15 protein-coding genes and 1 pseudogene are annotated in these 17,520 nt (G+C 71.5%); 8 read left to right on the top strand and 8 right to left on the bottom strand.

Features of this window, described 5'->3' with window-relative positions; translation table 11 throughout:
* Positions 1 to 181: 181 nt before the first annotated feature.
* Positions 182 to 1,495 (top strand): MFS transporter, encoded by a 1,314-nt coding sequence (locus tag QQM67_RS02270; protein WP_314171802.1) that lies wholly within the window; start codon positions 182 to 184, stop codon positions 1,493 to 1,495.
* 148 nt (positions 1,496 to 1,643) lie between these two features.
* Positions 1,644 to 2,174: a type 1 glutamine amidotransferase domain-containing protein gene (locus QQM67_RS02265; protein ID WP_314171801.1), complete on the top strand. Its 531-nt coding sequence runs from the start codon at positions 1,644 to 1,646 to the stop codon at positions 2,172 to 2,174.
* A 116-nt stretch (positions 2,175 to 2,290) separates the two neighbouring features.
* On the opposite strand, the gene QQM67_RS02260 is transcribed toward QQM67_RS02265, so the two are convergent.
* Both QQM67_RS02260 and QQM67_RS02255 read right to left on the bottom strand, forming a co-directional pair.
* On the bottom strand, positions 2,291 to 3,532 hold the full coding sequence (locus QQM67_RS02260; protein WP_314171800.1) for a L,D-transpeptidase: 1,242 nt from the start codon (positions 3,530 to 3,532) through the stop codon (positions 2,291 to 2,293).
* A gap of 198 nt (positions 3,533 to 3,730) precedes the next feature.
* Positions 3,731 to 4,210 (bottom strand): hypothetical protein, encoded by a 480-nt coding sequence (locus tag QQM67_RS02255; protein ID WP_314171799.1) that lies wholly within the window; start codon positions 4,208 to 4,210, stop codon positions 3,731 to 3,733.
* Positions 4,211 to 4,337: 127 nt separating this feature from the next.
* Here QQM67_RS02255 and QQM67_RS02250 point away from each other — a divergent pair, with 127 nt between their 5' ends.
* Positions 4,338 to 4,814: a hypothetical protein gene (locus QQM67_RS02250; protein ID WP_314171798.1), complete on the top strand. Its 477-nt coding sequence runs from the start codon at positions 4,338 to 4,340 to the stop codon at positions 4,812 to 4,814.
* Here the strand turns inward: QQM67_RS02250 and hutH are convergent.
* The 5 genes and pseudogenes from hutH to QQM67_RS02225 all read right to left on the bottom strand — a co-directional run bounded on the left by hutH (position 4,787) and on the right by QQM67_RS02225 (position 11,657).
* Positions 4,787 to 6,340 carry a histidine ammonia-lyase gene (gene hutH, locus QQM67_RS02245; RefSeq protein WP_314171797.1) on the bottom strand — a complete coding sequence of 518 codons (1,554 nt, stop codon included), beginning with the start codon at positions 6,338 to 6,340 and terminating at the stop codon, positions 4,787 to 4,789. The two genes, QQM67_RS02250 and hutH, sit on opposite strands and share 28 nt — an antisense overlap.
* Before the next feature lie 435 nt (positions 6,341 to 6,775).
* Positions 6,776 to 8,026: pseudogene (locus QQM67_RS02240) on the bottom strand (GGDEF domain-containing protein); the annotation flags it as partial.
* Between the two features lie 209 nt (positions 8,027 to 8,235).
* Complete coding sequence (locus tag QQM67_RS02235; RefSeq protein WP_314171796.1) at positions 8,236 to 9,045, bottom strand: enoyl-CoA hydratase/isomerase family protein; 810 nt, start codon at positions 9,043 to 9,045, stop codon at positions 8,236 to 8,238.
* Between the two features lie 132 nt (positions 9,046 to 9,177).
* Positions 9,178 to 10,356, bottom strand: a complete 1,179-nt coding sequence (locus QQM67_RS02230; protein ID WP_399065216.1) for an adenylate/guanylate cyclase domain-containing protein — start codon at positions 10,354 to 10,356, stop codon at positions 9,178 to 9,180.
* A 299-nt stretch (positions 10,357 to 10,655) separates the two neighbouring features.
* Positions 10,656 to 11,657: a biotin--[acetyl-CoA-carboxylase] ligase gene (locus QQM67_RS02225; RefSeq protein WP_314171794.1), complete on the bottom strand. Its 1,002-nt coding sequence runs from the start codon at positions 11,655 to 11,657 to the stop codon at positions 10,656 to 10,658.
* Between the two features lie 152 nt (positions 11,658 to 11,809).
* Here QQM67_RS02225 and QQM67_RS02220 point away from each other — a divergent pair, with 152 nt between their 5' ends.
* The 4 genes from QQM67_RS02220 (at position 11,810) to QQM67_RS02205 (ending at position 14,717) form a co-directional block, all read left to right on the top strand.
* Complete coding sequence (locus QQM67_RS02220) at positions 11,810 to 13,402, top strand: acyl-CoA carboxylase subunit beta (protein WP_314171793.1); 1,593 nt, start codon at positions 11,810 to 11,812, stop codon at positions 13,400 to 13,402.
* Between the two features lie 14 nt (positions 13,403 to 13,416).
* Positions 13,417 to 13,671 (top strand): acyl-CoA carboxylase subunit epsilon, encoded by a 255-nt coding sequence (locus QQM67_RS02215; RefSeq protein ID WP_314171792.1) that lies wholly within the window; start codon positions 13,417 to 13,419, stop codon positions 13,669 to 13,671.
* Between the two features lie 156 nt (positions 13,672 to 13,827).
* On the top strand, positions 13,828 to 13,965 hold the full coding sequence (gene mmpB, locus QQM67_RS02210; RefSeq protein ID WP_314171791.1) for a morphogenic membrane protein MmpB: 138 nt from the start codon (positions 13,828 to 13,830) through the stop codon (positions 13,963 to 13,965).
* 95 nt (positions 13,966 to 14,060) lie between these two features.
* Positions 14,061 to 14,717 (top strand): nucleoside triphosphate pyrophosphatase, encoded by a 657-nt coding sequence (locus QQM67_RS02205; RefSeq protein WP_314171790.1) that lies wholly within the window; start codon positions 14,061 to 14,063, stop codon positions 14,715 to 14,717.
* 41 nt (positions 14,718 to 14,758) lie between these two features.
* On the opposite strand, the gene QQM67_RS02200 is transcribed toward QQM67_RS02205, so the two are convergent.
* Positions 14,759 to 15,259 carry a hypothetical protein gene (locus QQM67_RS02200; protein ID WP_399064906.1) on the bottom strand — a complete coding sequence of 167 codons (501 nt, stop codon included), beginning with the start codon at positions 15,257 to 15,259 and terminating at the stop codon, positions 14,759 to 14,761.
* A gap of 413 nt (positions 15,260 to 15,672) precedes the next feature.
* On the opposite strand from QQM67_RS02200, the gene QQM67_RS02195 reads away from it, so the two are divergent.
* On the top strand, positions 15,673 to 17,448 hold the full coding sequence (locus QQM67_RS02195) for an acetyl/propionyl/methylcrotonyl-CoA carboxylase subunit alpha (RefSeq protein ID WP_314171789.1): 1,776 nt from the start codon (positions 15,673 to 15,675) through the stop codon (positions 17,446 to 17,448).
* Positions 17,449 to 17,520 lie beyond the last annotated feature (72 nt).

Raw genomic sequence — 17,520 nt, 5'->3', positions numbered from 1 at the left:
CAGACCGGTCTTGATCAACTCCCGCCCCACGACGGCACGATCGTGACACCTGTCATTTGTCTAGTTGTATCGGCCATCGATATTCTTACGTGCGGCGTACACCGAACTGAGTGGCGCCGAGCAGCCGCAACCGAGCAACGCCGGGAGCGGTTCCGCACCAAGCCGAAGGGACGCCCCTGACATGAACGGGCCTGACATAGCCGCGCCCGAAGCGACCGAGGCAGACGACGGGCCGACCCGCACCCACGACGGCGACGGCCGTCCGCCCTCCCCCGACGGCGCGAGTTCCGGAGCCACGCCGCCACCCGCTCCCCACGCCCCGCACCCGCCCGCCGAGAGCCCGTTCCGCCAGCCCAAGGCCGTCTGGGCCGTGGCTTTCGCCTGCGTGATCTCGTTCATGGGCATCGGGCTCGTCGACCCGATCCTGCCCGCGCTCTCAAGCCAGTTGGACGCGACTCCCAGTCAGGTCACGCTGCTCTTCACCAGCTATCTGGTGGTGACCGCCGTGGCGATGCTCGTCACCGGATGGGTCTCCAGCCGGCTCGGGGCCAAGCGGACCCTCGTGGTCGGCCTCGTCCTCATCGTCGTCTTCTCCGCGCTCGCCGGGGCCACGGGCAGCATCGACGGGATCATCGGATTCCGCGCGGGCTGGGGCCTGGGGAACGCCCTGTTCATCGCGACGTCCCTCGCGGTCATCGTCGGATCGGCCAGCGGCGGATTCGCGGGCGCGATCGTCCTGTACGAGACGGCGCTGGGCGTCGGCATCGCCACCGGGCCGCTGCTGGGCGGTCTGCTGGGGAACGTCAGCTGGCGCGGGCCGTTCTTCGGCGTGGCCGCGCTCATGGCCGTCGCGCTCGCCGCCACGTCCGTCCTTCTCCCCTCCACCAAGGCCACCGAGCGCCGCGAGTCCCTCATCGAACCGCTCGCGGCGCTGCGCCACCGCGCACTCGCGACCACGAGCGTCACCGGGCTCCTCTACAACTGGGGCTTCTTCACGATGCTCGGCTACGCGCCGTTCCTGATGAACCTCTCCGCGATCCAGCTCGGCTGGGTCTTCTTCGCGTGGGGCCTGCTCGTGGCCGTCTTCGCGGTGTTCGGAGCCCCGGCGCTGCGCGGCCGGTTCGGCACGCCCCGCACCCTCTACGGCAATCTGCTCTTCATGGCCGCCGATCTGGCCGTGATCGGCGCGTTCCCGGACGAGCGCTGGGTCGTGATCGGTGCGGTGATCGCTGCGGGCGCCTTCATCGGGGTCAACAACACCCTTGTCACCACTGCCGTGATGAGCATCGCGCCCGTTCCGCGGCCCGTGGCCTCCGCGACGTACGGCTTCGTCCGCTTCATCGGCGGCGGGCTCGCGCCCTTCGCGGCGGGCAAGCTCGTCGAGCACTACAACGCCCATGTGCCGTTCGTGCTCGGCGCGGTGAGCGTCACCGCCGGGGCCGTGCTGCTCGCGACGGTGCACCGCTCTCTCGACGAGGCGGACAAGACGGCCTGACCGGCGGGTTCACGCTGGCCGCTGCCTCCTGCCCGCTGCCGGGCAGAGGCGGGGGACACCGGCATGACATGCGAGACGGCGGGGACCCGTACTTCGCAACTGGAGTCCCTGTCGCGCCGTGCGCGCGGCTCGGAAGGAAGTGGCCAGAATGCGCATCGCCTTTCTCATGGCCCCGGAAGGGGTCGAGCAGGTCGAGCTGACGGAGCCGTGGAAGGCCGTGAAGGACGCCGGGCACACACCGCGGCTGATCTCCACGACGGCGGGCCGCATCCAGGCGTTCAACCACCTCGACAAGGGCGACACCTTCCAGGTGGACCAGACCGTCGACGAGGCGTCGGCCGAGGAGTACGACGCCCTGGTCCTGCCCGGCGGGGTGGCGAACCCGGACGCGCTGCGCCTCGACGACGACGCCGTGCGACTGGTGAAGACGTTCTGTGAGGCGGGCAAGCTCGTCGCGGCGATCTGCCACGCACCGTGGACGCTGATCGAGGCGGACGTCGTACGGGACCGCACGCTCACCTCATGGCCGAGCCTGGAGACGGATCTGCGCAACGCCGGCGCCCACTGGGTCGACGAGCAGGTCGTCGTCGACGAGGGCACGTACACGCTCGTCACCAGCCGGAAGCCGGACGACCTCAAGGCGTTCAACGACGCCGTCGTGGTCCAACTCGGCGGCTGACACGGAGACTTGAGGAGACGTGAGACCCCCGCCGGAGGGTGGAGGAAAGAAGGGCGGCGCACGGGCCCGAGAGCCCGTGCACCGCCCTTCTTCTCACTGCGCTGTCGCGGTGGGTGTCAGACGGCCGAGCCGGCCTTCCACTGCGCCCAGCTCATGTTCCAGCCGTTGAGGCCGTTGTCCGGCTGGACCGTCTTGTCCGGGGAGCCCTTGACCTCGACGACGTCGCCGACGATCGAGTTCGAGTAGAACCAGGCACCGTCGGTGCTGTTGTCGTGCGCACCACGTGTGTCCTTCAGGCCGATGCAGCCGTGGCTGGTGTTGCCCGAACCGAAGGGCGCGCCCCAGTAGTTGCCGTGGATGAAGGTGCCGGACGTCGACAGGCGCATCGCGTGCGGGACGTCCTTGATGTCGTAGCCCTCTTCGCCCTTGCGGCCGAAGCCGACGGTGTCGCCGTCCATCCGCGTCTCCTTGTGCTTCTCGGAGATCACCATCTTGCCGTTGTACGTCGGGTTCTTCTCGCTGCCGGCCGAGATGGGGATGGTCTTGAGCTGCTTGCCGTCGCGCACGACGCTCAGCTGGTGGCTGTTCACGTCCACCGTGCTGACCTGCGAACGCCCGATGTTGTAGGTGACCGTCTTGTTCTGCACGCCGGTCATGTTCGGGCCGCCCTTCACACCGTCGAGCTTGAGGGCGAGGGTGACCTTGGAGCCGGGCTTCCAGTACTCCTGCGGGCGGAAGTCGAGGCGGGTGTCGTTGAACCAGTGCCCCACGACCTCCTGGCCGCTCGTCGAATTGACCTTGATCGCGGACTGGACGGCCTTCTTGTTCGCGATCGCCTTATCGAAGTTGATCGACACGGGCATGCCGACGCCGACGGTCTGGCCGTCCTCACCGGCGTAGGTGCCGATGAAGCTGTTGTCGGGCGAGACCGTGGTGAAGGTCGAGTTCTCGACGGCCTTGCGGCCTCCCGAGTCCTTCGCCGTCGCCGTGATCTTGTACTGCGTGGCCCGCTCCAGCTGTTCGTTCGGCTTCCACGACTTGCCGTTGCCGGCCATGGTGCCGGCGACGGCAGATCCGCCTTCCACGGCGGTCAGCTTGACGGCGGTCAGCTTGCCGTCGGCCACCACGACATTGCCGCCGGTGTTGATGCTCGCGCCCTCAGAGCCGTCCTTGGAAGCGATCTTTATTCGCGCTTCCGAACTCTTCTTGCCGTGCGCCTCCGAGTTGGCGTTCTTCGCGTCGTCGCCGTTCGCGCCGGACGAGCCGCACGCTCCCAGGGCGAGTACACCGCCGAGCACCAGAGCCGTGGCCGATGCGGCCTTGCGGTGCTTACCCAGCGTCGTCACAGGCTTCTCCATATACGTCAGAATCCCAAGCTCCCCGATTTCGCCGCGTACACCCCCAGCCGGACCAACCCGGACATGTGTGGACCCAGCTCTAGGGGTTGGAACGCTCCCGGGCAGGTGACCGGTTCCACAAGTTGCAAAACTGTGTTCCAGGACACGTACCCGTGAGGAATGCGGCCGGAGAGCGTCTCTGACCTGGAGATACGAGGGTCAGCGGCGGGCGCCGTCCATGCCGTGCAGGCTCGCGTGGACGTCCTCGCCGATCTCCTCCGGAAAGTCCTCGTGCGCCTCCGCCATGAGGTCCCCGGCTGGATCTTCCTGGTCGTCGTCGAAGCCGTCCGCGGCGTCCGCGCCGTCAAGGAACGAGAACGCGTCCAGATCGTCGGAGTCCATCTCCTCGCTGCCCCAACTCGCGTGCGCGAGTTCGACTCCCGGCAGCTCCCTGACGAGATCGAACGGGTCGACGAGACACGCGAGGGCCTCCCCCGCGTCGCCCCGGATGATCTCCTCGGCGTGCGCGCGCTCCTCGTCCGGCATCAGCTCGTCACGGGCCACGTGCTCCAGTGCGGACCTGGTCAGGGCGTCCGCGTCGGCGATCTCCACGACGAGGTCGACGCGGAGCCGGATGTGCGGCGAGGGCTGTGCGGCGGAGTCGGACGGTTCGGGACGCGGTGTCTCGTCAGCAGCCATGTCCGGAGCGTAGGACGGAACGGAGGCGCGGCTTCCGTACGACCCGCGGCTGTCTATAACATCGGCCGACGTGCCGCCAGTTCATGGTGCGCCCGTCGCACCGCAGCGCTTGGAAGGGGCTTGCTCCGTGCCCGCAGCCGGACGATCAGGCATCTCCGCCCACCGCCGCTCGATGGTGACGGCCACCGCGGCGGGAGCGGTGCTGTGCGCGCTCTGGTTCGTGCCCTCCGCGAAGGCGACGCCGGACGCGGCGGGGGCGGGCGGCGGCGCGCGCCACGCGGTGACGTCGTCATCGAGCCCGGACTCCGCCTCGTACCCGGAGTCGTATTCCGGCTCGTCGTCCGATTCGGGCCCCGCGTCGTCGGGTCCCGGCTCCTCGGCCTCCGGCGAGGAGCGCGCGGCCGTCGCCGCCGAGCGCTCCGGCGAGGACGGCCTCACCTCGCCGTTCATCCTGAGCGCGCTCGGGCTCGCGGGGACGGCCGGCGTTCTGATCGTCCGCGCCCGGCGCAGGGCCTCCGCCGCGGCGGAGGCCGGGTCCCCGGGTGCTGTCTCTCAGGCGCGCTCTCAGGGGACCTCTCAGGCGAGTTCGCCCGTCACGGACTGAGCCGCACGCACGAGCGCGCCCGTACGCACGAATCCCTCGGCCACGGCCAGGTCCGGCGAGAGGAAGCGGTCGGGGCCCGGCCCGTCCACTCCGGCCTCGCGCAGCGCGTCAACGACGGCGCGCGAGGCGGCGGCGGGCGTCAGCCTGCCGCTCTCGGCGCGCAGTTGGACGGCGCGCGCCGCCGCGTACAGCTCGACGGCGACGACCCGGGTGAGGGCGTCGACAGCACTCCGCAGCTTGCGGGCGGCGGACCAGCCCATCGAGACGTGGTCCTCCTGCATCGCCGAGGACGGGATCGAGTCGACGGAGGACGGAACGGCCAGCCGCTTCATCTCGCTGACCAGCGCGGCCTGCGTGTACTGGGCGATCATCAGCCCGGAGTCGACGCCGGCGTCGTGGGCGAGGAACGGCGGCAGCCCGTGCGAGCGGTTCTTGTCGAGGAGGCGGTCGGTCCGGCGCTCCGCGATCGACGCGAGGTCGGCGGCGGCGACGGCGAGGAAGTCGAGTACGTAGGCGACGGGCGCCCCGTGGAAGTTGCCGTTGGACTCGACACGTCCGTCCGGCAGCACGACCGGGTTGTCGACGGCGGAGGCCAGCTCGCGCTGCGCGACGGTGAGAGCGTGCGCGAGCGTGTCGCGGCCGGCGCCCGCGACCTGCGGGGCGCAGCGCACCGAGTAGGCGTCCTGGACGCGGGGCGCGTCGTCCTGGTGGTGGCCGGTGAGTCCCGAACCGGCAAGCACCTTCAGCATGTTGGCGGCCGACGCGGCCTGGCCGGGGTGCGGGCGGATGGCGTGCAGTTCCGGCGCGAGGACCTTGTCGGTGCCGAGCAGCGCCTCCAGCGTCAGCGCGGCGGTGATGTCGGCTGAGGTGAAGAGGCGGGCGAGGTCGGCGCACGCGAGCAGGAGCATGCCGAGCATGCCGTCCGTGCCGTTGAGGAGGGCGAGCCCCTCCTTCTCGCGCAGCTCCACGGGTTCGATGCCGTGCGCGGCGAGGAGTTCCGCGGCCGGTGCCACGGTCCCGTCCGGGCCCTCGGCCTCGCCCTCGCCCATCAGCGTCAGCGCGCAGTGGGAGAGCGGCGCGAGGTCGCCGGAGCAGCCGAGGGAGCCGTACTCGTGGACGACGGGGGTGATTCCGGCGTTGAGAAGCGCCGCGATCGAGCGCGCCACCTCGGCTCGTACGCCCGTGTGTCCGGACGCGAGGGTCTTCAGACGCAGGAACATCAGCGCGCGCACCACCTCGCGCTCGACGTGGGGGCCCATCCCCGCCGCGTGCGAGCGGACGATGTTGCGCTGGAGCTGGGCGCGCAGCCCGGGGCTGATGTGGCGTACGGCGAGGGCGCCGAAGCCGGTGGAGACGCCGTACACCGGCTCGGGCTTCGCCGCCAGTTCCTCGATGTGGCGCCGCGAGGCGTCGAGGGCCGCGACCGCCTGTGCGGACAGCTCGACGCGGGCGCCGTCCCGGGCGACGGCGATGACGTCATCGGGGGTCGTGCCGGAGTCGCCCAGCACCACGGTGTGCATACTCATATTCAGGCACCCTAAAGAGTGAATCGATTCCTGTCACGGCCGGGGTCCGCACGAAGGGGACGCGAGGGTGCGAGAGGGCGGAACCAGGGGATCACGCGCAGGCGTTCACCGCCGAGAGGTTCGCTGCTCAGAGGTTCACGGCTCGGTGGTTCAGGGCTCAGTCGTTCACGGCTCAGTCGTTCACGGCTCAGTCGTTCACGGCTCAGGGCCACCTCACAGCCCGGGGCTGCGGACGCGGCGGCCGGGGCGCTCCGGGTCGCCGTGCGCGTGCCGGTGCTCGTCGGCCGGGGGCCGCCCCTCCGGGTCGGGATGCCCCTTCGGCGGGTCCTGCACATCCGGCCCGTCATGCGCGTCCGGCTCGTCATGCGCGTCCGGCTCGTCATGCGCGTACTGCCCGTTCGGGTCCGGCGCTCCCGCCTCGTCCGGCTTCGCGACGTGCCCGCGGAAGTGACGGCGGTCGCCCACCGGCGCCGACGGCGCGGCCTCCTCCGCCTCGGAGGCGTCCGCGAGGCGCACCACCGGGTCCTCGGTGCCGCCCTCCAGGCCCGCGACCACCGGCCTGAGCGCCCGCGCCGCCTTCGCCCGGTACTGCGCGGCGTCCGCGAGCCTGAGGAGCCGGGCGGCCGAACGTACGAGCCCGATCGGATGCCCCGTGGAGGCCACCCCGCACGAGACGCCGTCCCCGCCGCGGAGTCCGAGCGCCATGCGGCAGACCTCCTCCGCCGCCCGTACGACCTGATCGGCGGGCGGCCCCACCGTCAGCAGGCAGAACTCGTCGCCGCCCAGCCGGGCCGCCAGCGCGCCCGGCAACTTCGCGCCCGCGAGCGACAGCACCATCCCGAACCGCTCCAGCAGCCGGTCTCCCGCGGCATGGCCGTACTCGTCGTTGACGCGCTTGAGGCCGTTGACGTCGCAGACGACGAGGCTCACCACCGTGCCGTCCTCGCGGTACCGCTCCAGCCCGTCGTCGAGCTCGCCCTCGATGGCCCGCCGGTTGGCCAGGCCCGTCAGCTGGTCGGTGAAGGCGAGTCTGCGCACCTCTTCCAGCTGCTCGTTCTGCGCGATGCCCGCAGCGATGATCTCGGCAAGTATCGTCGCGAAGTGCGCGTCCGACCGGTCGAAGACCGGCTCCCCGGGGGCGCGGGCCACATACAGCTCGCCCCAGGCGCGTCCGCGCAGCACTATCGGCGCGACGACGCAGCAGCCCCGGCCACGGTGACGCAGAGCGGCGACGCGGGCGTTGCGGGGAGCGTCTCCGGCGGCGTCGCCCGCAGGAGCCCCGGCCTCTGAGCCGAGGCCGTCGGGACCCGGGGCCGCAGCGCCGGCGCCGTCGGCGGTCTCGATCCAGGCCAGGGGCTCGTCGTCGCCGTCCGCCGCCCACCGTTCGGGCAGCGGCCCGGTGATCTCGGGGAAGTCGTGCACCGGATACGACTCGTGCTCGGGGAACTCGGCCTCGCCGGGGGCGAGTTTGCCGACGTTGACCAGTACGTCCAGCCTTCCGCGTGCGCGGTCCCAGGCGGAGAGGGAGGCGAAGGCGCCGTCCATCGCGGCGCATGCCCGTACGGCCGCGGCGTGCGCGACCTCGCGGTGTGCGGGGTGGCGGGGGTGCGCCTCGCAGAAGCGCTGCGCGCCGGCCATGGCCTGTGCCAGCTCCACCACGGCCCGCAGGCGTATGTCCTCTCCCATGAGAGCCAGGCTAGGACCGGTCCGGACAATCTTCTCGTGTCGGCTGCTCCCTCCAGGCCTCCGCGGCGGCCGTGCCGGCCGCGCGGCTGCGGCCGTACAGGCGGGCGCGAGAAGCCTCCGGCCGGAGCTGCCGTACGGGTTACCCGGGCGGCCGGAGCGGTCCGCCCGGGGAGGCGGACGGCCGCTCTCGGGCCGGCTCCGTCAGCGCCTCACTCGCCCGGCCACTGCGGCTTCCGCTTCTCGTTGAAGGCGGCCACGCCCTCCGTCCGGTCGCCCGAGAAGGCGACGGTGCGCCAGGCCGCGTCCTCGACCTCCAGGCCCGCCCGCAGGTCCAGCCCCCAGCCCGTGCGCAGCGCGCGCTTGGCGGCCCGCAGGCCCACCGGGGAGTTCCCGGCGATGCGCGCCGCCAGCTCGAAGGCTTCGGCACGGTCCTGCCCGGCCTCCACCAGGTGGTCGACGAGGCCGAGTTCGCGTGCCTCGGCGGCCTCGACCCTGCGCGCGGAGAAGATCAGCTCGGCGGCGCGGGCCGCGCCGACCCTGCGGGGCAGCAGCTGCGTACCGCCGCCGGCGGGGATCACGCCGACCGAGACCTCGGGCAGCCCGACGACGGCGCTGGGATCGGCGACGATCAGATCGCAGGAGAGGGCCAGTTCGAACCCGCCGCCGAGCGCGAATCCGTGCACCGCGGCGATCGTCGGCATCGGAAGCTCCAGCACGCCGGTGTAGGCGGCGCGGGCGACGGGCCGCTGGCGGCCGAGGTCGGCGTCGCTGAGGGAGTTGCGCTCCTTGAGGTCGGCGCCCACGCAGAACGCGCGGTCGTTGCTGGAGGTCAGCACCGTGGCGCGTACGTCCCGGTCCGCGGCGAGGGCGGCGCAGGCCTCGGCGAGGCGGGCGGCGAGCTCCGCGGAGACGGCGTTCAGGGCCTTCGGCCGGTCCAGTACGAGCTCGGCGACGTGGGTGGCGGCGTCCCTGCGGACCGCGATCCACTCGCCGTAACGCTCTTCGCTCACCGTGCTCATGAGGTCCTCCGGGATCGACGCTCGGGATCGACGCGGATCACCCTACGGTCCGCCTCCGGGACGGCCGGGCCCCGGTGCGGTCCCGGACGGGGAGAACCGCAGCAGTGTCAACTCACCTGTCGCAGGCGGCAGTCAGCGGCGGCCCAGCATCCAGGGCTCGACGACGCCCAGCCCGCGCACCGGCCGCTGGTACAGCGGCTGAAGCGCGTACCGGTACTCCGAGAGGTCCTCGGTCTCCTTCTCCGACTCCGGTGCGTCGCCCGAGGCGACGAGCTCCGCGCGGAAGTCTCCGTCCACGAGCACCCGGTCCTTGGGCGCTATCGACGTCAGCCTGCTCGCGAGGTTGACCGTGTTCCCGAAGACGTCGCCCATGCGCGTCGTCATGGTGCCGAAGGCGATCCCGACGCGCAGCTCCGGCATCGTCGGGTCGTTCGCCATGGTCTCGATGAGCCGCAGCCCGATCTCCGCGGCGGTGCCCGCGTCCTCCGCGACGTAGAGGATCTCGTCGCCCAGTGCCTTGATCAGGCGGCCGCCGTTCGCCGCGACCAGATCTGCGGCCGTGGTCTCGAACGCCTCGACCAGCTCGCCGAGTTCGTCGTCCTCCAGACGGCGCGTCAGCCGCGTGAAGCCCACGAGGTCGGCGAAGGCGATCGCCTGCCGCCGGGCGACGGTGTCCTCGTCGTCCAGCGCCTGTACGACACGGCCCGTGGCCGCGGCGAGCTGGCGCCGCCACACGTACACCAGGAACTCCTCCAGCTCGGGGAGGAGCAGCTGCACCAGCGGATAGGTGACCTCGTTGCGCGTCATGCCCGGCTCGGGCGGCTCCGTCAGCCCCATCAAAAAGGAGTCGATCTGCCAGTCGGCCAGCCGCGACGTGGTCTGCCCGGTCGAGCGGGCGACCTGCACGGCCGTCGTCTCGCTCAGCAGACCCGCCTCGACGAGGCCCGCGAGCCGGCGCAGCGCCAGTACGTCGGCCTCGGTGAGCGCCCTTGCCTGCCCCACGTCGGCGAAGCCCATCGCGCGCCAGAAGCGGGAGGCCAGCTCCATGGAGACGCCTGCCGCTCGGGCCGCCTGGAAGGGGGTGTACTGCCGCTTCGAACCGAGGATCAGCTGCTCGATGCGGAGGGCGCTCGGGTCGTCCTCGTCGTCCTCCGGGAGGGCCGGGAGATCCGCGGCGTCCGAGGCGGCCGGGGTGTCCTCGGCGCCCGCGCCCTCAGAGCCCTCAGAGCCCTCCCGGGCCTCCGGACCTTCCGGCCGCTCTTCGCGCTCCGGCTCCGGCGCCGACTGCGACCCGGACCTGCGCGCGGGAATGTCCGGTTCATCGTCGGCCACTGTCCGCCCCTCGCCAGGTCCGGTCGTCCCTGCGCACTGCCCTTCCGTTCTCTTGCTGATCCCTTGCTGAGATCGTCCGGGGAGCACCGGGACGCGTCACATCCGTGTCCCCTCCGCCGCGTGCCAACAATACGGCAGCAGTGCGCTGAACTGGTCCCTCTGCGAACGGGGCATCAGAACCGGACCACCGGCTCGGCGGAACAACGGTGTTGTGCGCACCAGGCTCCGCGCCGGGACCCGTACCGCCGCGCATTGCGGTGCCGGGCGCCGCCCCGCGGTCACATCTCCGCGCCGTCGCCGCCCGCCCGGCCGCCGTGGCCCCCGTGCCCGCCGTGCCCTCGCAGATGGACGATGTCGCCCGCGGCCACCGGCCGCTGCACCCCCGACTCCGTGGCGATGACGAGCCGTCCGTCGCTGTCGACCGCCACCGCCTCGCCGACGAGCTCCTCGCCGCCGGGCAGCTCCGCCCGTACCTCTCGGCCCAGCGTCGCGCACCCGGCGGCGTACGCCTCCAGCACGCCCGCGGCCAGCGGGTCGCCGCCGACGGCGACCCAGCGCCCGTACCAGTCCTCGAAGGAGCGAAGCACCGCACGCAGCAGCGGATCGCGGTCCGCGGCGCGCGCGCCCGCGAGGACGAGGGAGCCCGCGGAGGGGACGGGCAGTTCCGCTTCGCGCAGCGAGACGTTGAGCCCGATGCCGAGGACGATCCCGGCACGGCTCCCCTTGCCGTTCGTGCCGCTCGCGCCTCCCCCGCTGTCCGCGCCTCTCGCGCCGTCCGCCTTGCCGCTTCCCGCGACCGGCGCCACGTCCGTACGTTCCGCGAGGATGCCGCCGGTCTTGCGTTCCTCTCCGCCGACGTCCACCAGGACGTCGTTGGGCCACTTCAGCTTCGTGTCGACCCCCGCCGTGCGGGCCAGCGCGCTCGCCGTCGCGACCCCCGCGATGAGCGGCACCCATCCCCAGCGCTCCTGCGGCACCGGCGGCACGACCAGCATCGACACGAAGACACCGGAGCGTGCCGGTGCGCTCCAGCCCCGCTCCAGCCGGCCGCGGCCCGCGGTCTGTTCCTCGGCGACGAGCACGGCGCCCTCCCCCGCGCTTCCGTCGCGTGCGCGGCGGACGAGGTCGGAGTTGGTCGAGCCGGTGCGCTCCAGCACGTCCAGGGACGTCCACATGCTGTCGTGGCCGGTCAGCCCGCGGCGCAGCGAGGCGGCGTCGAGCGGAGGCCGCCCCAGGTCGGACCAGCGGCTGCCCGGATCGTCGGACGGGTTCGGGGTCATGCCGCCAGCGTAGGCCGCGGCCGGAGGCGCCGCCCGCGCGGCCGGCGAGAGCGCGTACGACGAGTGTGTTCAACGCCGCACCGACGAAAGGGCTCTTCGCGGATAGCCTACGAACCGGTAGCCGCACGCTGACGAGTAGGAGCCGCACGCTGATGTCCGAGCAGGAGAGCCCAGACATCCACACGACCGCGGGAAAGATCGCGGACTTCGAGCGCCGCGCTGCGGAGGCGACGCACGCGGGCTCCCAGCGCGCGGTGGAGAAGCAGCACGCCAAGGGGAAGCTGACCGCCCGCGAGCGGGTCGATCTGCTGCTCGACGAGGGGAGTTTCACGGAGCTGGACGAGTTCGCCCGGCACCGCTCCACCAACTTCGGCCTGGAGAAGAACCGTCCGTACGGCGACGGGGTCGTGACCGGATACGGAACCGTCGACGGCCGCCCCGTATGCGTCTATTCGCAGGACTTCACCATCTTCGGCGGCTCGCTCGGCGAGGTGTACGGCGAGAAGATCGTCAAGGTCATGGACTTCGCGCTGAAGAACGGCTGCCCGATCATCGGGATCAACGACGGCGGCGGCGCGCGGATTCAGGAAGGGGTCGTGGCGCTGGGGCTGTTCGCGGAGATCTTCCGCAGGAACGTGCACGCCTCGGGCGTCGTACCGCAGATCAGCCTCATCGTCGGCCCGTGCGCGGGCGGCGCCGTCTACTCCCCCGCGATCACCGACTTCACGGTGATGGTGGATCAGACCTCGCACATGTTCATCACCGGGCCGGACGTCATCAAGACCGTGACCGGCGAGGACGTCGGCTTCGAGGAGCTGGGCGGCGCCCGCACGCACAACACCACCTCCGGCGTCGCGCACCACATGTCGGGCGACGAGAAGGACGCCGTCGAGTACGTCAAGGCGCTGCTGTCCTACCTGCCGTCCAACAACCTCTCCGAACCGCCCGTCTTCCCCGAGGAGGCGGACCTGGAGACCTCGGACGAGGACCGCGAGCTGGACACGCTCATCCCCGACTCCGCGAACCAGCCGTACGACATGCACTCCGCGATCGAGCACGTGCTGGACGACGGTGAATTCCTGGAGACGCAGGCGCTGTTCGCGCCGAACATCATCACGGGCTTCGGGCGGGTCGAGGGCCAGTCGGTCGGCGTCGTCGCCAACCAGCCGCTCCAGTTCGCCGGTTGTCTCAACATCGACGCCAGCGAGAAGGCCGCGCGCTTCGTGCGCACCTGCGACGCCTTCAACGTGCCGGTCATCACCTTCGTCGACGTTCCGGGCTTCCTGCCCGGCACCGACCAGGAGTACGACGGCATCATCCGGCGCGGCGCCAAGCTCATCTACGCCTACGCCGAGGCGACCGTGCCGCTGGTCACCGTGATCACGCGGAAGGCCTTCGGCGGCGCGTACGACGTCATGGGCTCCAAGCACCTGGGCGCCGACCTCAACTTCGCCTGGCCGACCGCGCAGATCGCCGTCATGGGCGCTCAGGGCGCCGTCAACATCCTGTACCGCAGGCGGCTCGCGGAGGTCGGGGACGACGGTGAACGCGAGGAGCTGCGTGCGGAGTTGACGCAGGAGTACGAGGACGCGCTGCTGAATCCGTATGCCGCGGCCGAGCGCGGGTATGTGGACGCTGTGATCATGCCGTCCGAGACCCGCCGCCACATCACGCGGGGCCTGCGCACCCTCCGCTCCAAGCGCGAGCAGCTGCCCCCGAAGAAGCACGGCAACATCCCGCTGTGAGGAGGCCGTTCGCCATGCTCGACCCGACGACGTCAGAGGAGCACGGGGAGCGCCCGCCGTTCCCGCCGATCAAGGTGGTGCGGGGCAACCCGACGCCGGAGGAGCTGGCCGCCGCGCTCGCGGTGGTCAGGGCGCGGGCGTCGGCGGTGGTGTCCCAGGCGCCGGCGTCCCGGTCCGCGCAGGAGTGGTCGGACCCGGCACGCACGGTCCCGCGGCGGGTACCGCACCCGGGCCCGAAGGCGTGGCGGACGACGTACTGGCCGGCCTGACGAGCGGGCCCGGCCGGGCCGCCTGACCGGCCTGCCCGGCCCGCCTGACTGGTCGGGTCGAGGGGCGCGAGGCGCGGGCCCGAAGTGCGCGCGCCCGCGCGGGAATGAGTACGCGTACTCAGGCGCGGTCCGCCATGCCGCAGCAGCATGGAACCCATGCTGTGGTCCGACCCCAGAGACGAGCCTCCGAAGGAGATGCGCGCGACCCTCGCGATGCTTCGGCGCCTGTGCTGGCTGCTGCCGGTCATCGTGATCGGCTCCCTCGTCCTGGCCAACGTCCGGCCGGACGCGTAGGGCCTCCCGGCCCGACCGTCGTGGGCGAGCGGGGTCCGGCATTCGGCTGCGGGTGCGCGAAGTCGCCGCGCCGCGCGGTCTCTACGATTGCCCGCATGGCCTCCCAGACACCGCAGCAGCAGCCGCAGCCGCCTCAGCCCGCGCCGGACGCGCCCGTGCGCCGGCTCGTCCTCGCCTCCGCGTCGCCCGCACGGCTCGGGCTGCTGCGGCAGGCCGGCTTCGACCCCGAGGTGATCGTCAGCGGCGTGGACGAGGACGGGCTGTCGGCGCCGACTCCGGGCGAGCTCGCGCGCGTGCTCGCGGAGGCGAAGGCCCGGGCGGTCGCGGCCCTCCCGCACGCCGCGGACTCCCTCGTCGTCGGCTGCGACTCGGTCCTGGATCTGGACGGGGAGCCGCTGGGCAAGCCCGCGGACGCCGAGGAGGCGACGGCGCGCTGGAAGGCGATGCGCGGCCGCTCCGGCGTGCTTCAGACGGGCCACTGCGTGCTCGACACCCGTGACGGCACGGGCACTTCGGCCACAGCGGCCACCACGGTGCACTTCGGCGAGCCCAGCGACGAGGAGATCGCCGCGTACGTGGCTACGGGCGAACCCGTGCACGTCGCGGGCGCGTTCACGCTGGACGGCCGCTCGGCGCCCTTCGTCAGGGGCATCGAGGGCGACCACGGAACGGTGATCGGGCTGTCGCTGCCGCTGCTGCGCGATCTCCTCGCCCGACTGGGCGTCCGCATCACCGACTTGTGGTCCTCCTGAGGGGACCGCGACCGGGACCGTCAGAAGCGGCCCGCGCCGGTTCAGCCTGCCGAGGGCTCCGGGTGGGGACCGCCGGAGGACGGCCCGGAGGAGCCGGAAGAAGGCGGGGTGTCCGCGGCCGTCTCCGAAGTCCCGTCCGCGGACGGCTCTTCGACGCCGTACGACAGCAGCGACCAGACGATCAGCCCCAGCACCACCATCATGAACAGGAACGCCACCCAGCCGACCAGCCCGACGGACGCCGCGCCCAGCAGCCCGTGCACCACGGCCGCGCTGATGAGGACGATGCGCAGCAGGCCGACGGGAGAGGTGTCGCGGATGGCCGTACGGGCCAACACCAGTGCGCACAGCAGCAGATAGGCGCCGAAGAGCGCCCCCGCGACGACGGCCGACAGGGACATCGAGCGAGGCTCGAGGCCCGCCATAGACATCTGCTGCTCGTCCACGACCATGCCGAGAAAGATGTTCAGCAGAACGATGCCGACCGCCTCGACCACAAGTATCAGTGCCGCAGCCGCGGCCACCCATCGTCGGAGCCCCACCCCGCCCACCTACTTCCGCGTTTCACCGGCCATGGCCGATGTAGTTCGTTACCTGGAGTACGCGCCATGGCACCGTTGAACGCTACTTACGGGTATCACAGTGGGCAAGAGGCCCGGCGCGAAGCAAAGTTTCCGCTCGCGATTCATAGGAACCCCACAAAGACCGGCGCCTCCTCCACGCCGTGCCGCACGGAGACCTTGACCACATCCGGAGATCCCCGGGCTTCGCCGGAAACCCGGCGTACCTTGGGATGCCGGGGAGTACGGAGGGCTGTGACGGCCGCACGTCACAGTCCGTGTGGGAAAGCTCACGCCTGTGGGCGACTCGGCCAGTGGTGTCGCCAGTACCTAAACTCTCACCACACTCACCACTACAAATCCTCTTGCGGCGCAGCGCCAAGTAGGGAGTCATCGTGCGCAAGGTGCTTATCGCGAATCGCGGAGAGATCGCAGTTCGCGTTGCGCGTGCCTGCCGGGACGCGGGGATCGGCAGTGTCGCGGTCTATGCCGAGCCGGATCGGGACGCGGTGCACGTCCGGGTGGCTGATGAGGCGTTCGCGTTGGGCGGTGACACCCCGGCGGCCAGCTATCTGGACATGGACAAGGTGCTGAAGGCCGCGGCCGATTCCGGTGCCGACGCCGTGCATCCGGGCTATGGGTTCCTCTCGGAGAACGCCGAGTTCGCGCAGGCCGTCATGGACGCGGGCCTGACCTGGATCGGGCCGCCGCCGGAGGCGATCCGCGCGCTGGGCGACAAGGTCGCCGCCCGCCACATCGCCCAACGCGCCGGGGCACCCCTGGTCGCCGGCACCACCGACCCGGTCTCCGGTGCCGCCGAAGTCGTCGCCTTCGCCGAGGAGCACGGGCTGCCCATCGCCATCAAGGCCGCCTTCGGCGGCGGCGGACGCGGGCTGAAGGTCGCCCGCTCCCTGGATGAGGTCGAGGAGCTGTATGACTCCGCGGTCCGCGAGGCGGTGGCCGCCTTCGGCCGCGGAGAGTGCTTCGTGGAACGCTATTTGGACCGTCCGCGGCATGTGGAGACCCAGTGCCTGGCCGACCAGCACGGCAACGTCGTGGTCGTCTCCACCCGCGACTGCTCCCTCCAGCGCCGCCACCAGAAACTCGTGGAGGAAGCCCCGGCGCCGTTCCTGACCGACGCGCAGGTCGCCGAGCTCTACCGGGCGTCGAAGGCCATCCTCAGCGAGGCCGGCTATGTCGGGGCGGGCACCTGCGAGTTCCTCGTCGGGCAGGACGGCACCATCTCCTTCCTGGAGGTCAACACCCGCCTCCAGGTCGAGCACCCGGTCACCGAGGAAGTCACCGGCATCGACCTGGTACGGGAGATGTTCCGCATCGCCGACGGCGAGTCGCTGGACTACCACGACCCTCAACTGCGCGGTCACTCCTTCGAGTTCCGCATCAACGGTGAGGACCCCGGCCGTAACTTCCTGCCCGCGCCCGGCACCGTCACCACCTTCACCCCACCCACCGGCCCCGGCATCCGCCTGGACGCGGGTGTGGAGTCCGGGTCGGTGATCGGCCCGGCATGGGACTCACTGCTGGCCAAACTCATCGTCACCGGCGCCACCCGCCAGCAGGCCCTCCAGCGCGCCGCCCGCGCCCTGGAGGAGTTCACCGTCGAGGGCATGGCCACCGCCATCCCCTTCCACCGCACCGTCGTCACCGACCCCGCCTTCGCCCCCGAGGTCACCGGACGCGACGGCGAGCCCTTCACCGTCCACACCCGCTGGATCGAAACCGAATTCGTCAACACCATCACCCCGTTCACCCCGCCCGAGGCCGGCAACGAGGCCGAGGAAGACGAGGCCGCACGCGAGACCGTCGTCGTCGAGGTCGGCGGCAAACGCCTGGAAGTCTCCCTGCCCTCATCCCTCGGCATCACCACGCCCACCGCCGCGGGCAGCAAGAAGCCCAAGCGCAAGGCCGCCAAGAAGACCGGCAGCGCCGCCTCCGGCGACGCCCTGGCCTCGCCCATGCAGGGCACCATCGTCAAGGTCGCCGTGGAGGAGGGCCAGCACGTCGAGGAAGGCGAACTCGTCGTCGTGCTGGAGGCGATGAAGATGGAGCAGCCTCTCAACGCCCACCGCACCGGCACCGTCAAGGACCTCCACGCCGAGATCGGCGCCTCCCTCTCCGCCGGCACCGTCATCTGCGAAATCAAGGACTGAACAGCGGCGTACGCGATCGCCCGCCGTCCCCGGCATCAGGGGGCGGCGGGCGATCGCGTACGGAACAGACCG

This window comes from Streptomyces winkii (assembly GCF_032248595.1).
Taxonomy (GTDB): domain Bacteria; phylum Actinomycetota; class Actinomycetes; order Streptomycetales; family Streptomycetaceae; genus Streptomyces; species Streptomyces winkii.
Note: the sequence above shows the minus strand (reverse complement) of the source record. Positions and strands in the feature narration are given on the sequence as shown.